The following is a 15,364-nucleotide window of genomic DNA, read 5'->3' on the forward strand; positions in this document are numbered from 1 at the left end:
GCGAAGTCAGCCACCTCACTATCGGAGGACAGCATGAAATTTGACGGCACAGTAAGCTTGGGCAACGCGCTGTCCATTGCGACGGTGATCGTGGGCCTCAGCATCGGTTACGCCAAGCTTCAGGCCCAGCAGGAAGATAGCCACAGGCGGATCTCGGTCATCGAAGCGGCGGCGAACGCCCGAGAGGGTCGCATCCGCGCCGCCGAGATCGCGTTGGCTGGGCAATCCTCCGACCTGCGCAACATTCAAAATGGCATCGACGACATCAAGAAATCACTGACGCAGTTGACAAATGGCAGGAGCGACCGATGACGAAGTCCGTTCAGCACCTTGCGGAAGAAATCGTCGCCCGTGAGGGCGGCTTCGTAAATGACCCCGATGATCCGGGCGGCGCCACGAAACACGGGGTCACGATCCACACCATGCGCAACCTGGGGCTGGACTTGGACCGCGATGGTGACGTGGACGTTGCCGACGTGCAGCGCCTGACCGTGGATCAGGCCGTGGACATCTTCCTGCGGCGCTACCTTTATGCGCCGCGGATCAACCAGCTCCCCGAGCAGCTCGTGGATACGGTCTTCGACATGCAGGTGAATGCCGGGAACAACGCGGTGAAGATCCTGCAGCGGCTCGTGACCGAGATGGGCTTTCCGGCGGTGGCGGATGGAGCGATCGGGCCGAAGACGCTGGCCGCAGTGCAGGCCGCCACGGCGGCGGCCCCGGGTTTCATCCGGGATGGCTACGGGATTGCCCGGCGCAACTACTACTTTGCCCTCGCCGATGCGCGACCGGCCAGCCGGAAATACGCGCGGACCCGCGCCGGCGGCAAGGGTGGCTGGATCACCAGGGCGGAAGAGTTCATTGCGCCGCGCTACCACATGAGCGCGGCAAAGTTCAGGGAAAGGACGAAGGCATGGGCGTGATTAGCACCATCACCGGCGCGCTCTTCGGGGCGGGCGGCAACGTGATCCAGGAGACGGCCGAGGTCTTCGTGCCGAACGCGGAAGCTTCCGCGCAGCGGGCGAGCGACGGCACGGCCTCGGCCCGCGCGCAGTTCGCGGCAGAATTCACCGGGGCGACCGGTGGCTTCAATGGCTTCGTCAACGCACTGAACCGCCTGCCACGGCCGATCCTGGCGCTGGGGGTTATCTTCCTCATGGGCGCAGCCATGGCGGATCCGCTCTGGTACACGGCGCGGATGCAGGCGCTGGCACTGACACCGGATCCGCTGTGGCAAGGCTTCGGCCTGCTGATGCTGTTCTTCTTCGGCGGGCGGATGCAGGTCACGGCCGCCCAGGCCCGCGTCGCAACGGCAGCGCTGAGCGCCCAGGTGCCCAAGGTGATCGAGAGCATTGCAGCCCTGCGCGAGCTGCGCGCTGAGAGCGCAGGCGTGGCCGATACGGGAAGTGCTGCCGATCTCACGCTGGACGCCACGGAGGCCGGTGACAATCCCGCTCTGGCGGCGTGGCGACAGGCGCAAGGGTGACGCGGCCGTCCGAAAACCGCTTCATGGGCCATCTGACAAGCCATTGAAAACACGACGAAAATTTTTTTCCGAGTGAAACGATTAAGTGATTGATTTCAAAGGGTATATTGGTGATTTGTAATCAGTAGGTCCGCGGTTCGAGTCCGTGTGGGGGCACCATTTTACCTGAATGATGTGCTGAATTTCATAGGCCTCTGGATGGCCACGGGCCTTCCAGGGCCAGGCCGTGCGGTCGAGGCGGCAAAGGATTGTCCTCTGACGCCTCCCCCTCACCCCGGACGTCTAGTCCCTGCCGGGCCGCCGCTTGCGGAATGAGTCATCGGGCGTGCCGGTGAAACAGCCGAGCACATGGGGGTAGGCCTCGGTTACGACGTAGCCATAGACGCCGTCCTGCACCATCCCGTTGCAGATATCGAGATCGCCGGAGCCGGCTACGTATTCCCAGTCATCGACATAGGTGCCGTCATAACTGCCGCCCGGTCCGTCGGGGCGCGTGCCGGACTTCAGGTGGTAGCTGGTGGTGGCCTTCCGGATCTCTCCGTCGTCGTCGATATAGCTTCCGAAGATCGGAAACCCGTCAGCGGCAAAGCCGATCACAGGCGAAGGTCCATCGGGAGTGTCCTGATTGAACAGTGCCATCGGATTGCCGTGATAATGATAGGTGCCATCAGGCTGGGTGTGGGCGTTATGCGCATCCGTCCCGAAATTGCTGGCCCCGCCCATCGGATCGAACCGATAAGGCGTGTCCATGTCGTTGCACCCGATAAAGCCATCGCCGACGCCAAAGCACCCGGCTGCCACCTGATCCAGCTTCACGCCGTTCAGGAATACTGCATTGTCCATCATCAGGCTGAGAGGGGTCGGCGTGTCGCTTGCGCGCGGGTTCGCGGTGATCGTGAAGCTTTGATCCTGAACCGAGAACGGATTGGCGAACCCCTTGCTGGTATTGAAATCATGATTGGGCACGGCGTTGGAGGTGATCGTGCAGCTTGCCCCATCCGTGGTGATGGTCACGGCCCCATCGTATTCCTGCGAATTGTGCAGATCTGTCGCTTTGGCAGAATTGGCAGCGACATGATCGGCACAGGTTGCGGACCGGTCTGTCAGGATTTCACCCGTGATGTCATGCGCGGTGGCCAGGCCGGGGGGCAGGGCGAAGACCAGAAGGGCCGCAAGGGCCGGTGCCGTCGCGGGTGCAGGGTGTTTGCGGAAAAGCATCGGAAAGGTCCCTCCATCGGATGGCACAAGCCCAAGTTTCCATTGCGTGAATGTGACGGGGCTCTCGGCGGTGCTGAAACCTTACGAATTCGGCGTTTGGCTATCAACAGCCTCGGAGATCACTGTAAATTGCCTCGCTTGATCGTGAAGAGGCCGGCGTGGTCGATATGCCCCCAGGGCCGACGACAAGGCGCACGGGAGCGACCTGTGCACAGGCCCCGACCCCCAGCAGCCAGGCGACTTCAGCCAAGGGTCGCCGCCAGCGCCTCGACCACGCCCATGATCCTTTGCAGCCGCGCGCTTGGGGCGCGACCACGGTGCCGGATCGACCACAGCTTGTTGAAGCGTGGCTCCGGCAGGGGCGCGACCCTGATCCGATCCGCCCGAGGAAAGGCCGCAAGGCCGCTGCGTGGCAAAAGGGTATATCCAAGGCCCTCGGCCACCGGCGCGGGGATTTGACCGATCTGGTTGACATAGGTGCGCAGGCGCAACCTGTCGGCGCCGGTGAAGGCCTCGGGGAAATTCCGTGCCAGCAGGTCGTTGGCATAGCTTGCAACATCCGGATGCGCGACAAGGCCGAGGGTTTCGAGATCATTGAAACCAACCGGGCCGTCCCGGCCGGCGGGTAGCAGCAGGCACAGTTCTTCCTGTCCGATGTGGCGCGCTTCGATGCGGGGGTGGCCGGGGTCATCGGCCACCACGCCCAGATCAAAGCGGCCCTCCAGCACACCCTCGAGGACGCGGGGCTGCGGGACGGCTTCGACATGAATGGACAGTTCCGGCGCGTCCCGCATCAGGGCGATGGCACGGGGGTAGAACAACATCGCGAAGCTGCCCGAGCAGGCGAGGCGCAATTCGCCCGCGTCGGGATCGTCCCGCGAGATCGACTCGCGCAGCGCCTTTTCTTCGGTGCGGCGGGACAGGCCGACGTCGCGCAGCGCCTCGCCGGCGGCCGTCAGGGTAAAGCTTTTGCCATCCTGCGAGATCAGCGGCTGGCCCAACTGCTGCTCGAGCTTGCGCAGATGCTGCGACACGCCGGGTTGCGTCATGTTGAGGCGTGCCGCGGCGCGGGTGAAATGCCCCTCTTCGGCGAGGATGGTGAAGGTCTCGATCCAGGTGGCGTTCAGCATCAGATCATTACGCTTTGTTTTCGTTTTTCTAAGTAATGATTATTTCACAAGCGGTGGGTGGCTGTCTACATCCTGGACAACCTCAAACGACAGGAGATCGATATGACACCGACACCCCGTACCTTTTCCCACATCGGCCTGTCCGTCCTGGACGTGGACGCAGCCGTCAAATTCTATTCCGAGGTCATGGGCTTTTATGTGCTCATGCAGCCGAGCGACATCGTGGAAGACGACAGCGCGATTGGCGTGATGTGCACCGATGTCTTCGGTCCGGGCTGGAAACACCTGCGGATCGCGCATCTTTCGACGGGCGACGGCATCGGGATCGAATTGTTCGAATTCGCGGATAATCACGCCCCCGACGACAATTTCGCCTATCGCCGCCACGGGACCTTCCACTTTGCGATTCAGGACCCGGATCTGGAAGGGTTGCTGGAAAAGATCGTTGCAGCTGGCGGTAAGCAGCGGATGCCCGTGCGGGAATATTTCCCCGGCGAAAAGCCATATCGCATGGTCTATGTCGAAGACCCCTTCGGCAATATCTTCGAGCTTTACAGCCACAGCTACGAACTGACCTATTCCGCCGGGGCCTATTCATAACTGACGTTCTGCGTTCCGGCGCTTCGGCGCCGGGACGGCTTTAACCGGGACGACCTGACGTTCAGGCCCGATAGACCCCGAGAAACATCGTGACAGCCGCCTGCGCGACGCGCTGGATCTCGGCTTCGGAGGGCTCGTCAAGGCAGCGCCCGAACAGACGGGAGCGCCAGATGCTGGCGGTCGAAAGTTCGACCAACTGCTGCGCCGCGAAACCCGGATCGGGCACTTCCAGGTGCCCCGCTTCGGTTTCCTGTTCCAGAAAGTCCCGCAGGCAGGTCAGGAAATGGCTGGCGCCGGCGTCATAAAACCGCGTCCCGAGTTCGGGCATGCGTTCGACCACCGCAATGACGATCCGTTGGGCGTGGATCATGTCGCGGGACCCCATCTTGCGCGCAAGGCCCTTGGCATAGGCCATCAGGCGGTCCTCGACCGTCCCGGCTTCGGTCAGCTCCGCCGCGATCCCGTCAAAGACCCCGTCGCGGCGGTCCTCGACCAGGGCAACGAACAGATCTTCCTTGTTGTCGAAATAGACATAAAGGGTGCCTTTCGACACGCCCGCCGCCTTGCAGATGTTGTTCATCGAGGCGGCATCAAAGCCCTGATCGACAAAGATACGCCAGGCGCCGTCAAGGATCTGACGGCGTTTCTGCGGGTCTTCGCCCGCGGCATGGCGGCGCTTCTGCGCATTGGTGTCGGCCGGTTCCGCCGGTTTCCGCGCCCGTGTTTCGGGATCTCTGTCGTTCATCATTCAGCCCATATAGTCGAACCGGCTGGTTCGATAAAGCCTTGATTTCCGCCCGCGACCTTTCTAAATGGCGTCGAACCAATCGGTTCGACCGTTCGATTCCCATCCAATTTCCGAAAGCCTGCCTCATGCCACGTGACGAAACCAATGCCCCGCGCCCGACCGAAACCCTGTCTTCCGAAGGGGCTGGTCCCGCGGACGGCGCGGCGCCGCAGAAGGGGTCACGCAAGAAGGTCGTCCTTGGCGGGCTTGCGTTGATCGTGGTGCTGGCAGGGGGCTACGAAGGCTATGGGTGGTGGACCGAAGGGCGTTTCATGATCGGCACGGATGATGCCTATGTGCAGGCGGATCTGTCGCTGGTCTCGTCGAAATTGCAGGGCTACGTTGCCGACATCCCGGTGCAGTCGAACCAGCATGTCGCCAAGGGTGATGTGCTGGTCCGGATCGAGGATGGCGACTACCGGATCGCGCTGGAACTGGCCGAGGCCAAGCTGCCGACGCTTGAACGCACCTTGGCGCGGATCGACGCCCAGATCGTCGCGGCTGAGGCCGGCGTGACCCAGGCCGAGGCCGAGCTTGCCGGGGCCGAAGCCGCCCTGCGCACCGCCGAAACCGCCCAGGCACGGGCGCAGGGGCTGTCGGACCGCAAGGTGACCTCGCAGGCCGCGCTCGACACGGCGAACGAGGATCTGGATACCGCGCGGGCCGACAAGGCAGCCGCGCTGGCCGCGATCACCGGCGCAGAGGCCGAGGTCGAGGTGCTGAAGGCGCAGAGCGCCGAAACGGATTCGGGTCGCCGGGAACTGCAGCTTGCCATCGACCAGGCGCAGCGCAACCTGGATCACACTGTCCTGCGCGCGCCCTTCGACGGCACGGTCGCCAATATCGCCATCGAAGCGGGTGAACTGGTCAGCGTCGGGGCGAGCCTCGCCGCCGTCATCCCCGATCGCGGTCTCTATGTCGAAGCGAATTTCAAGGAAACCCAACTGGCCGGCATCGTGCCCGGCGAAATCGCGACGGTCACCATCGACGCCATCGCAGGGCACGAGATCGAGGGCCGGGTGGTCTCCATCGCGCCGGCGACCGGATCGATCTTTTCGCTGTTGCCGACGGATAATGCCACGGGCAATTTCACCAAGATCGTCCAGCGCGTTCCGGTGCGGATCGAACTGCCGGCCGAAACCGAGGGTCTGCGCGCCGGCCTCTCGGTCGTGGTCGAGATCGACCAGCGCAGCGCGCCGCAGGGCACCAAGGTGGCGCAGGCGTTGCAATGACCGCCGCTGTCGTACCGGCACCGGAACCCGAATTGACGCCGCGCCGGGTCGCGGCGTTCTTCGTCATGGTCTTCGGCATGTTCATGGCGATCCTCGACATCCAGATCGTCTCGGCCTCGTTGCCGGAAATTCAGGCGGGGCTGGGGGCCTCGTCGGACGAGATCAGCTGGGTCCAGACCTCCTACCTGATTGCCGAGGTGATCATGATCCCATTGTCGGGCCTGCTGGGGCGGATGATGTCGACGCGCTATCTGTTCGCGGTTTCGGCAGCAGGGTTCACGGCGGCGTCCTTCATGTGCGCGACCTCAAGCTCGATCAACGAGATGATCCTGTGGCGCGCCCTTCAGGGGTTCCTCGGCGGCGGCATGATTCCTTCGGTCTTTGCGGCGGCCTTCACGATCTTTCCCGCCTCCAAGCGCAGCATCGTCTCGCCGATGATCGGCCTTGTCGCCACCCTGGCGCCCACGGTCGGGCCGACCATCGGCGGTTATCTCAGCCACGCAATGAGCTGGCATTGGCTTTTCCTCGTCAATGTCCCCGCCGGGATTGCCGTCACCATCGGTGTGCTGGCGCTGGTCGATTTCGACAAGCCCGACTGGAAGCTGTTCGACAGGTTCGACTGGATTGGTCTGGCCGCGCTGGCCTGCTTCCTCGGCGGCATGGAATATGTGCTGGAAGAGGGCCCCGGCAACGACTGGTTCCAGGATGAAATCGTCGCGGTGCTGTTCATCGTCATGGTCGTCGGCGGGCTGCTGACCTTCTGGCGGGCCTTCACGCGGGAAGATCCGGTGGTCGACTTCTCCGCCTTCGCAAACAGGAATTTCGCCGTCGGTTCGGTCTTCAGTTTCACCATGGGGATCGGGCTGTACGGGATGACTTATCTATACCCGCTCTACCTGGCCTCGATCCGCGGCTATGACAGCCTGATGACCGGGCAGACGGTCTTTGTCTCGGGGCTGGCGATGTTCTTCAGCGCGCCGCTGGCCGGGGTGCTGTCATCGAAAATGGACCTGCGGCTGATGCTGTTGATGGGGTTCCTCGGCTTCGGGGTCTCGTCGTGGATGCTGACGGGGATGACGGCGGGATGGGATTTCGATGAATTGCTGCTGCCGCAGATCCTGCGGGGGGTGTCGCTGATGATCTGCATGGTGCCGATCAACAACCTGGCCCTCGGCACGCTGCCGCCCGACAAGATGAAAGGCGCCTCGGGGCTTTACAATCTGATGCGCAACCTCGGCGGCGCGGTCGGGCTGGCATTGATCAACACGCTGCTGACGGATCGCGGCGCCCTGCATGCCGCCCGCCTGCGCGAGGCGCTGGATTGGTCCAATGCCGAAGCGCTGCGCCAGATCGCCCTGCTGTCGGCCTATCTGGAGGCCGACGGGATCGATGGCGAAACCGGCGCGCTGGCGCAACTGGCCGCGCGGGTGACGCAGCAGGCGACGGTGATGTCCTTCATCGACATCTTCACCCTGATCGCGCTGCTTTTCGCCGGGTTGGCGGTGCTGTCCCTGGCGATGGAACCCCGCGCCGCGGAGCAGGTGGGGGCGGTCATTAGGGGCGGGGGCGGTCTTTAAAGGGCGGGGTCAGCCCGCGCAAGGCCCGGCCAGGGCGGAACGACGACTCCTCATTTCACTGCCGGTGCCGCCCGACGGCGCTGTTTGACGGGACGTGACGCTTGATGGCCAGACAGGTGGCATCGTCTGTGCAGACTGGGTTCCCTGACGCCGGTTTGTGTCGTACTTCGATTGCGAGACATATCTGAACCCGAACGCCAGGCAGAGCATTTTGCGGCGTCATTCAATTGCCGGCCAGGGAGAAAACCGCCGATGCCGCATCCGCCAAGCGCCCGGGCCCCCTCTCGAACGATCCGCATAACCCGATCGAAACCTGCGGAAGTTCCCGCAGAGGACAATGATATGACTTTCCATCAATGGGGGCCATATAAGGCAGATGGCAAAGGATAACACACAGGTCACGACCCTGGTGCAGCGGCTCGGCTCGATGATCATCGCGGGGGATTTCCGACCCGGCGAGCGCCTGCTTGAAGACACCCTTACCGAGGAAATGGGTCTTGGGCGCACACCGCTGCGCGAAGCCCTTCTGGTGCTGCAGGGGCAGGGCATGATCGACCGCCGCAAGGGCTGGTACGTTCCTGAAACCCGCCCGGCCGAAGTGCCCAACCTGTTCGAAGCCCGCGCCGTCGCGGAAGAAGCGCTTGCGGTTCTGGCAACCCGGCGCGGGGGACCGGACCTGGCGGTGCAACTGGAGCAGCTTTGCGACCGGATGGAAACCTATCCGGATATTTCGCGGGCCGAACTGAATGCCCTGAACCAGACCTTTCACGAAGCGATCCGCGATGCAGCGGCCAATCCGCATATCGCGGAATTCTGGGACCGGGCGCAGTTCCGGCACTGGCAATTGCGCCTGCCGATCATGTTCTCCCAGGATCAGATCCTGATGGCGCATACCGAACACCGCCGGATCGCCGATGCCGTCTCGGCCGGTCAGGCAGACGCCGCCGGCGCCGCGGCGCGGGCGCATGTCGAGGCCACTGCCAGAATCGTTACCGAAGCGCTAGAGACCGTGCGCATGTAGCCGGTCGGGCAACCTTGCCCTTTCCCGACACGCCGCCACCCAGACCGCGCCATTTCGATTGCCCGGATCCCGGCGGACATCCTCTGCAGCGCCCTCCCGGCTCTCGACATCCCACCGAAGACGCCCCTGCGCTCCAGCGCCGCCACAAGCGCCGGCCCAGGTTTCCCTGTTCCAAATATCCCGGGGGAGGAGGGCGCCCTGGCGCCCTTCGGGGGCAGCGCCCCCATCCCGCCCGCGCGCCCATTAAGCCCGGACGCCCTTGCCTTCCCCCGCCCGATGCACAAACCTGCCGGCGCAATCACAGCCAGCAGGAGCCCCCATGAGCGACGTCACCGATTTCCTTGCCGAGCGTTTCCCCGACCTGCGTGACATCCGCCGTGACATCCACGCCCATCCGGAGCTTGGCTTCAGGGAAACCCGCACCGCTGCACTGATCGCCGGCCGGTTGCGCGCTGCGGGCTACAAGGTCACCGAAGGCATCGCGCAGACCGGCCTTGTCGCGACTCTCAAACGGGGTGACGGCCCGGTCATCGGCCTGCGCGCCGACATGGATGCGCTGCCGATGGACGAACAGACCAACCTGCCGCATGCTTCGAAGACCGAAGGCGTCTTTCACGGCTGCGGCCACGACGGCCATACCACCAGCCTTCTCGCCACCGCCGAAGCTCTTGCGGCCCATGGCAACTTTTCCGGCACGGTCCACCTTATCTTCCAACCCGCCGAAGAAGGCCTCGCCGGAGGTCTCAAAATGGTCGAAGAGGGCCTTTTCGACCGCTTCCCCTGCGACCGGATCTACGGGTTCCACAACATGCCGCTGCTGCCCATGGGCCAGGCGGCGGTGCGCCCCGGTCCCGCCATGGCATCCGCCGATGGCTTCATATTGCGCTTCACCGGCAAGGGCGGCCACGCGGCCATGCCGCATCTGTCGCGCGACGTGGCGCTGCTCTGCTCGGAACTGACCCTCGCCTTCCAGAGCCTCATTTCACGTGGCATCAACCCGCTGCATTCCGCGGTCCTCTCTGTGACCCAGATCCACGTCGGCTCGGCCCATAATGTCATCGCGGGCGAAGGCTGGATGTCCGGCACGGTGCGCTGCCTGGATCCGGAGGATCGCGCCCTGTTGGAAGCCGGTTTGCGCGCGCTGGTCGAACACCATTGTGCGGCGCGCGGCATCTCTGTGGATATCGAATGGATCAACGGCTACCCGCCCCTGACCAACGACCCCGCAGCGGCGGCACAGGCGTCGAAGGTCCTCTCGGCACAGGGGTCTCCGGTCTCCTGTTCGCAAGCCGAACCGCTCATGGCAGCCGAGGATTTCTCCTACATGCTCAACAAGATTCCGGGTGCCTACATCTTCTTTGGAATGGCGGTCGAGGGCGAAGACAACCCCATGGTGCACCACCCCGCCTATGACTTCCGCGACGAGTTGATCCCGATCATCGCCGAAAGCATGGTTCGCCTGGTCGAAGCCGAACTTCCGGCTTGAAGATTTGGTGTTCTGCCCCCGCCGCCATGCCAGCTATCCGAGGTTCATCTGTCGCACCTTCACAAGCGCGGCCTCCAGACCTTTCGCGATGCTTTCGTCATGACCAGCGGCGCGGGTGGTGCGGAGGCCTTCGGCGATGACACCGTCATAGTCGATGAAGCTTTGAACGATGTCGGGGGCCTCGGCGATGCGGCCCTTCAACAACAGAGCGGCGTTGCAGACAAGGTTTTCGGCCGCGCCTCTGGCCAGGCTCGGGGACAACCCTTGCGATTCTGCCGCTTTGATCAGCGCGGTGGCGAGCAAGGCGGCATAGGCGGGGCCAGCCCCGGATAGGGCTGTCATGACGTCGATCTGGGCTTCTCCGGGCACTTCCGCTTCGGTCCCGATACCTGAGAAAATCGCGCGGGCGAGGCTCTTGTCCGCTTCGCCTGCAGCAGCGGCGGCGGTCCAGGGCGTATAGGATTGCCCGACTTCGGCCAGGGCATTCGGCAGGGCGCGGATGATGCGCGAGGCGCCGGTTTTTTCGGCAATCTCAGCCGCCAGAACGCCCGCCATGACCGAGATGACCAGCGCGTCGGGGCAGTGAAAGTTGCCGGCCCGAAAGTCGTCGGGTCGCAGGGACAGGATCACCACATCCGGGCTGGGCGCCTCTGCCAGGTCATGGTGCCAGGCGACGGGCCAGGCGGTGTAGGCGTTGCTGGGGCCGGATCGGTTCAGGGCGTGAAAGTGTTCGGCATCTGTCAGGCCATTGGCCAGCAGGGCAGGGCCGATATAGCGGCCAAGCCAGCCACTTGCTCCGACTAGGGCAATCACGGGATTGGGCGGCATGGGCAGGCTCCTTTGGGGTGTCGGTTGCTCCGCAAGGCGAATTTCAGGTCCGGCAAATCTCGAGCATGGCGCGCAATCCATGACGGCCATTGGCAAAGCTGAGGCCGCCACCGTGCTGTTCGGCCACGGCCGTGACGATGGTCAGGCCAAGGCCAAACCCATCCACGGCGCCGGCATTGGGGCCGCGCCGGAACGGCTGGATCAGGGCCTCCAACTCTTCGGCCCGCTGCTCCGTACCTTCGTCCTCGACGGTGATGCAGGCAAAGCTGGAATCCGCCGTCAGGTCGACCCGCGCGCGCCGGCCGTATTTAAGCGCATTGTCGATCAGGTTCTCCAGCGCCCGACGCAGCGCGATGGGACGGGCCGTGACCAGCAGGCGCTTTGGTTCGGGCAAGGTCGTGGCCCGGCGCCGCGCCATAAAGACATTGGCGGCACTTTCCATCACCCGAGGCTCCGGTGTGACCAGTTCGACCGGGCGGCCCATGTCCTGGTAGTCGTCCACGACGCTTTCCACCAGGGACGTAAGGGAAATCTGGCGTGGTTCCTCGTGGCTCAGCTCGGAGCGCGTGTAGGTCAGCACACCTTCGATCATACCGGTCATCCGGTCTATATCCGTATCGAATTTCTCGCGCAGATCCGCATCCGCGATCAGGGCGGCACGCAGGCGCAGGCGGGTTGCGGGGGTGCCGAGGTCGTGGCTGACCCCGGAAAGGACCAGGGCCCGGCGGGACAATTGGTCCCGCTCGGCTTCCAGATAGCTGTTCACCGCCTGCACGATGGCATCCAACTCGGCCGGGCCTTCGGCGGCATAGGCCTGGGGGCCGCCAAGCCGGCGCCGACTGCCGAGGGTCTCGGCGAAGGTCTCGAACCGCGATGCGCTGTCGGTTAGCCGGGTATAGATCGCCGCAAGCGCCAACATGGCAAGGACCAGCCCCAGCAGGCGCGTGTCGCGCGGCTGGGCTTCGCAACCCCAGATCGGCGCGCCGTCAATCCGCTGCCAGGGGGCATCGCCCATCTGGGCGAAAAGGACAGGGTGGCTACAGTAATTGGCCAGAAGCCGCGTGATATGGCCCAGCTTTTCCGGGGCAGTCCGCCCGGCGCCCGGTACCAGGTTTGCGACCTCGTATTGCAGATCGCCAGACAGGATGGCGAGGCGCAGCACGACCCCCCCGAGATCCTCCAGCGAGGCATCCCGGATCGAGACCTGGGCGACGAAGGCGGGCGAGGGCATGCCGTCGATCGCGGCAAAGGCCCCATCGCGTGCACGTGACTGCTGGCTTGCCGGCACCGGGGTCAGGGTCACGCCGTCGGGCGGCGCCGTGCCGCGCGCCAGGGAATCATACAGAGTCACTCCGGCGACATAGGCCCGGCCCAGATGGGCTTCCCAGGCGGTGCGGGACCCGAACCAGAGCGCGCCTGCCATGGCACCCGACAGAAAGGCGGTGCCGGCCCAGATTATCCCAAGGTGCCGCAGGCTGGGGCGCCAGTGCCTCATGCTTCGGCGACCGAGACGTCACTGGCGAGGATATAGCCGGTGCCACGCAGGGTCTTCAGCATCATCGGCGTCTTGGGGTCGGGTTCGATCTTGGAGCGAAGACGGCCGACCAGCATGTCGATGGCCCTCCCCGAGGTCTCACCCGCATCCTCGCTGGCCATGTCGAGGGACCCGGCGATTTCCTCGCGGGTCAGGGGGATGTGCGGATTGGCCAGCAGGACCTTCAGCAGTTCGGTTTCGCGCCGGGACAGGGCAACCTGAAACCCCTCGGGGCTGCGGACCTCGTCGCGCTTGCCATCATAGGTCCAGCCGCCGAAATCATAGCGCCGGGTCGAGCGGCGATAGACAAGGGATGGCGTGCGCCTGGCCCGGCCCAGAACGGCGCGCACACGGGCCAGCAGAAGTTTGGGGTTGAAGGGTTTGGCGATGTAGTCATCAGCCCCGACTTCGTATCCTGCCATGCGCTGATGATCGGCAGACAGGGCCGAGACGAGGATGATCGGCATCTCGTGATCACGCCGCAATTCGGCGCAGATCTCGACGCCGCTCTCGTCTCCCAGCATCACGTCGAGAAGGATCAGATCGATCCGCCCGGCGGCCAGGTAGGCGTCGATCTCGGAACGGGTGGCGGCGGAGGAGACGAAAAAACCTGACTGGCGGAGAAAATCCGTCAGCATGTCGCGCATCTCCGTGTCGTCATCGACCACCAGAAGTCGTGCGATCGTCATGCCCTGCCTTGCCTCCCCCGGCTGCCTCACGCGTTTTGCGCACATTATGGGACAGGGCCGCACAGCGCAATTGATCGGGGGATGCATCTTCTGCCTATCTGGGGGGCGCTGCCCCCCGCCGCGAAGGCGGCTCCCCCCGGAGTATTTCCGGCCAGATGAAAGAGCCATGTCCTGAGCCTCGGCTCTTTATCATCTGGCCGGAAATACTCCCGGGGGAGGGCGGCGGACCGCTTTGCGGTGCGCCGTTCGGGGGCAGGGCCCCCATAGAGGCGGCCGTCGGTGATGCCTTTTGTCAGCATTGTTGCTGCGCTGCAGCAAATGCGCCCGAGTAACAGCGTGTAACAGAGGGGCGCAAAATATGGGGCGACGGTAGGTCAGATCTGTTGCATGCATCGTCACGGCGGCGTGATTATGCGGCGTCCCCGTCGTGATCGACGGGCAGACGGAATTCCTTGGGAGGATAATCCAGATGAAGATGAAAAACCTGTTCGTGGCCTCGACCGCATTGTCGATCGCGGCATTGCCCGTGCTGGCCGATCCGCAAGCCGAAGTCCTGCATTGGTGGACATCCGGCAGCGAAGCCAAATCGGTCGCTGTGCTTCAGGAAGAATTCGCAGAACGCGGCGGCACCTGGACCGACATGCCCGTGGCGGGCGGCGGCGGCGACGCGGCCATGACGGCACTGCGCGCCCGTGTCCTGTCGGGCAACGCTCCGACGGCCGTGCAATTGAAAGGCCCGGCGATCCAGGAATGGTATGAAGAAGGCGTGCTGGCCGATATCTCGGACGTGGCCGAGCAGCAGGGCTGGGCCGATGTCCTGCCCGATCAGCTTGCCGAGCACATGAAATGCGACGGACATTGGTGCGCTGCGCCGGTCAACGTCCACCGCGTGAACTGGATCTGGGCCAACAAGGCGATCCTTGACCAGAACGGCGTCGAGATGCCCACCACCTGGGAAGAGTTCAACGCCGCTTCTGACAAGCTGCAGGAAGCCGGCATCACCCCGCTGGCCCATGGCGGTCAATCCTGGCAGGACGCCACGCTTTTCGAAGCCGTTGTCCTGGGCCATGGGGCGGAGTTCTATCAATCCGCGCTGATCGATCTGGACCCCGAAGCGCTCGATTCCGAAACGATGGTCGAAGTCTTCGACGAGATGCGCACCCTGCGCGGCTATGTCGACGACAACTTCTCGGGTCGCGACTGGAACCTGGCCACCGCCATGGTCATGAACGGCGAGGCCGCCTTCCAGATCATGGGTGACTGGGCCAAGGGCGAATTCCTTGCCGCCGGCAAGGTCCCGGGCGAGGATTTCCTCTGCGGCGCGACGCCGGGTGACGGTTATCTCTACAACGTCGACAGCTTTGCCATGTTCGACGTCGGTGGGGACGAAGACAAGGTTGCCGGGCAGAATCTGCTGGCGGAACTGATCGTCGGCCCGTCCTTCCAGGAGACCTTCAACCTGAACAAGGGCTCGATCCCGGTGCGCTCCGACGTGTCGCTCGACGATTTCGACATGTGCGCGCATATCTCGGCCGAAGACATGGCCAAGGATGCGGCAAGCGGTTCGCTTCTGCCCAGCTATGCCCACGGCATGGCGCTGCGTGGCGAGCCTGCCGGTGCGATCACCGATGTGGTGACCGCGCATTTCAACTCGGACATGTCTTCGCAAGATGCGGTCCAGATGCTGACCGAGGCCGTCGCCAACGCGATGTGATCCTTTGATCGATACCTTTGCCGCCCGGCCGGGATCCCCCTGGGCGGGCGGCGCTGAATTGC

General features: G+C 64.0%; 15 protein-coding genes. 9 read left to right on the forward strand and 6 right to left on the reverse strand.

Features of this window, described 5'->3' with window-relative positions:
- Positions 1 to 33: 33 nt before the first annotated feature.
- Genes PSAL_RS01885 through PSAL_RS01895 form a run of 3 tightly spaced genes read left to right on the forward strand, consistent with a single transcriptional unit; the run spans position 34 to position 1,486 of the window.
- The gene (locus PSAL_RS01885; protein ID WP_119837930.1) at positions 34 to 312 is read left to right on the forward strand and encodes a hypothetical protein; all 279 of its coding nucleotides are present in this window, start codon (positions 34 to 36) and stop codon (positions 310 to 312) included.
- Positions 309 to 923, forward strand: a complete 615-nt coding sequence (locus tag PSAL_RS01890; protein ID WP_119837929.1) for a holin-associated N-acetylmuramidase — start codon at positions 309 to 311, stop codon at positions 921 to 923. The genes PSAL_RS01885 and PSAL_RS01890 overlap by 4 nt, the downstream gene beginning before the upstream one ends.
- Positions 914 to 1,486 (forward strand): 3TM-type holin, encoded by a 573-nt coding sequence (locus PSAL_RS01895; protein ID WP_119837928.1) that lies wholly within the window; start codon positions 914 to 916, stop codon positions 1,484 to 1,486. Before PSAL_RS01890 ends, PSAL_RS01895 begins: the two co-directional genes overlap by 10 nt.
- A gap of 282 nt (positions 1,487 to 1,768) precedes the next feature.
- On the opposite strand, the gene PSAL_RS01900 is transcribed toward PSAL_RS01895, so the two are convergent.
- Together PSAL_RS01900 and PSAL_RS01905 are read right to left on the reverse strand one after the other, a co-directional pair.
- On the reverse strand, positions 1,769 to 2,704 hold the full coding sequence (locus tag PSAL_RS01900) for a YHYH protein (protein WP_119837927.1): 936 nt from the start codon (positions 2,702 to 2,704) through the stop codon (positions 1,769 to 1,771).
- Between the two features lie 242 nt (positions 2,705 to 2,946).
- Positions 2,947 to 3,834: a LysR family transcriptional regulator gene (locus tag PSAL_RS01905; RefSeq protein ID WP_119837926.1), complete on the reverse strand. Its 888-nt coding sequence runs from the start codon at positions 3,832 to 3,834 to the stop codon at positions 2,947 to 2,949.
- A gap of 102 nt (positions 3,835 to 3,936) precedes the next feature.
- Here PSAL_RS01905 and PSAL_RS01910 point away from each other — a divergent pair, with 102 nt between their 5' ends.
- Positions 3,937 to 4,434, forward strand: a complete 498-nt coding sequence (locus PSAL_RS01910) for a lactoylglutathione lyase family protein (protein WP_119838016.1) — start codon at positions 3,937 to 3,939, stop codon at positions 4,432 to 4,434.
- 61 nt (positions 4,435 to 4,495) lie between these two features.
- Here the strand turns inward: PSAL_RS01910 and PSAL_RS01915 are convergent, their stop codons facing one another.
- Entirely contained in the window at positions 4,496 to 5,182 is a 687-nt protein-coding gene (locus tag PSAL_RS01915; RefSeq protein WP_231388581.1) for a TetR/AcrR family transcriptional regulator, read from the reverse strand.
- Between the two features lie 125 nt (positions 5,183 to 5,307).
- Between PSAL_RS01915 and PSAL_RS01920 the strand changes: the two genes are divergently transcribed.
- The 4 genes from PSAL_RS01920 (at position 5,308) to PSAL_RS01935 (ending at position 10,537) form a co-directional block, all read left to right on the forward strand.
- The gene (locus tag PSAL_RS01920; protein WP_119837924.1) at positions 5,308 to 6,453 is read left to right on the forward strand and encodes an HlyD family secretion protein; all 1,146 of its coding nucleotides are present in this window, start codon (positions 5,308 to 5,310) and stop codon (positions 6,451 to 6,453) included.
- Positions 6,450 to 8,030, forward strand: a complete 1,581-nt coding sequence (locus tag PSAL_RS01925) for a DHA2 family efflux MFS transporter permease subunit (protein ID WP_196941892.1) — start codon at positions 6,450 to 6,452, stop codon at positions 8,028 to 8,030. The genes PSAL_RS01920 and PSAL_RS01925 overlap by 4 nt, the downstream gene beginning before the upstream one ends.
- A gap of 376 nt (positions 8,031 to 8,406) precedes the next feature.
- Positions 8,407 to 9,051 (forward strand): GntR family transcriptional regulator, encoded by a 645-nt coding sequence (locus PSAL_RS01930; protein WP_119839747.1) that lies wholly within the window; start codon positions 8,407 to 8,409, stop codon positions 9,049 to 9,051.
- A gap of 319 nt (positions 9,052 to 9,370) precedes the next feature.
- The gene (locus PSAL_RS01935) at positions 9,371 to 10,537 is read left to right on the forward strand and encodes an amidohydrolase (protein WP_119839746.1); all 1,167 of its coding nucleotides are present in this window, start codon (positions 9,371 to 9,373) and stop codon (positions 10,535 to 10,537) included.
- A gap of 33 nt (positions 10,538 to 10,570) precedes the next feature.
- On the opposite strand, the gene PSAL_RS01940 is transcribed toward PSAL_RS01935, so the two are convergent.
- Genes PSAL_RS01940 through PSAL_RS01950 form a run of 3 tightly spaced genes read right to left on the reverse strand, consistent with a single transcriptional unit; the run spans position 10,571 to position 13,588 of the window.
- Positions 10,571 to 11,365 (reverse strand): pyrroline-5-carboxylate reductase family protein, encoded by a 795-nt coding sequence (locus PSAL_RS01940; RefSeq protein WP_196222815.1) that lies wholly within the window; start codon positions 11,363 to 11,365, stop codon positions 10,571 to 10,573.
- A 43-nt stretch (positions 11,366 to 11,408) separates the two neighbouring features.
- Positions 11,409 to 12,860 carry a sensor histidine kinase gene (locus PSAL_RS01945; protein ID WP_119839744.1) on the reverse strand — a complete coding sequence of 484 codons (1,452 nt, stop codon included), beginning with the start codon at positions 12,858 to 12,860 and terminating at the stop codon, positions 11,409 to 11,411.
- Positions 12,857 to 13,588: a response regulator transcription factor gene (locus PSAL_RS01950; RefSeq protein WP_119839743.1), complete on the reverse strand. Its 732-nt coding sequence runs from the start codon at positions 13,586 to 13,588 to the stop codon at positions 12,857 to 12,859. The genes PSAL_RS01945 and PSAL_RS01950 overlap by 4 nt, the downstream gene beginning before the upstream one ends.
- Before the next feature lie 469 nt (positions 13,589 to 14,057).
- Here PSAL_RS01950 and PSAL_RS01955 point away from each other — a divergent pair, with 469 nt between their 5' ends.
- The gene (locus tag PSAL_RS01955; RefSeq protein ID WP_119839742.1) at positions 14,058 to 15,302 is read left to right on the forward strand and encodes an ABC transporter substrate-binding protein; all 1,245 of its coding nucleotides are present in this window, start codon (positions 14,058 to 14,060) and stop codon (positions 15,300 to 15,302) included.
- The last annotated feature ends 62 nt before the right edge of the window (positions 15,303 to 15,364 follow it).

The organism is Pseudooceanicola algae (genome assembly GCF_003590145.2).
GTDB classification, from domain to species: domain Bacteria; phylum Pseudomonadota; class Alphaproteobacteria; order Rhodobacterales; family Rhodobacteraceae; genus Pseudooceanicola; species Pseudooceanicola algae.

Coding starts and splice junctions, on each gene's coding strand:
- PSAL_RS01890 (WP_119837929.1), top strand. CDS start 309: ATGACGAAGTCCGTTCAGCACCTTGCGGAAGAAATCGTCGCCCGTGAG.
- PSAL_RS01935 (WP_119839746.1), top strand. CDS start 9,371: ATGAGCGACGTCACCGATTTCCTTGCCGAGCGTTTCCCCGACCTGCGT.
- PSAL_RS01945 (WP_119839744.1), bottom strand. CDS start 12,860: ATGAGGCACTGGCGCCCCAGCCTGCGGCACCTTGGGATAATCTGGGCC.
- PSAL_RS01910 (WP_119838016.1), top strand. CDS start 3,937: ATGACACCGACACCCCGTACCTTTTCCCACATCGGCCTGTCCGTCCTG.
- PSAL_RS01925 (WP_196941892.1), top strand. CDS start 6,450: ATGACCGCCGCTGTCGTACCGGCACCGGAACCCGAATTGACGCCGCGC.
- PSAL_RS01950 (WP_119839743.1), bottom strand. CDS start 13,588: ATGACGATCGCACGACTTCTGGTGGTCGATGACGACACGGAGATGCGC.
- PSAL_RS01920 (WP_119837924.1), top strand. CDS start 5,308: ATGCCACGTGACGAAACCAATGCCCCGCGCCCGACCGAAACCCTGTCT.
- PSAL_RS01955 (WP_119839742.1), top strand. CDS start 14,058: ATGAAGATGAAAAACCTGTTCGTGGCCTCGACCGCATTGTCGATCGCG.
- PSAL_RS01885 (WP_119837930.1), top strand. CDS start 34: ATGAAATTTGACGGCACAGTAAGCTTGGGCAACGCGCTGTCCATTGCG.
- PSAL_RS01915 (WP_231388581.1), bottom strand. CDS start 5,182: ATGATGAACGACAGAGATCCCGAAACACGGGCGCGGAAACCGGCGGAA.
- PSAL_RS01905 (WP_119837926.1), bottom strand. CDS start 3,834: ATGCTGAACGCCACCTGGATCGAGACCTTCACCATCCTCGCCGAAGAG.
- PSAL_RS01900 (WP_119837927.1), bottom strand. CDS start 2,704: ATGCTTTTCCGCAAACACCCTGCACCCGCGACGGCACCGGCCCTTGCG.
- PSAL_RS01895 (WP_119837928.1), top strand. CDS start 914: ATGGGCGTGATTAGCACCATCACCGGCGCGCTCTTCGGGGCGGGCGGC.
- PSAL_RS01940 (WP_196222815.1), bottom strand. CDS start 11,365: ATGCCGCCCAATCCCGTGATTGCCCTAGTCGGAGCAAGTGGCTGGCTT.
- PSAL_RS01930 (WP_119839747.1), top strand. CDS start 8,407: ATGGCAAAGGATAACACACAGGTCACGACCCTGGTGCAGCGGCTCGGC.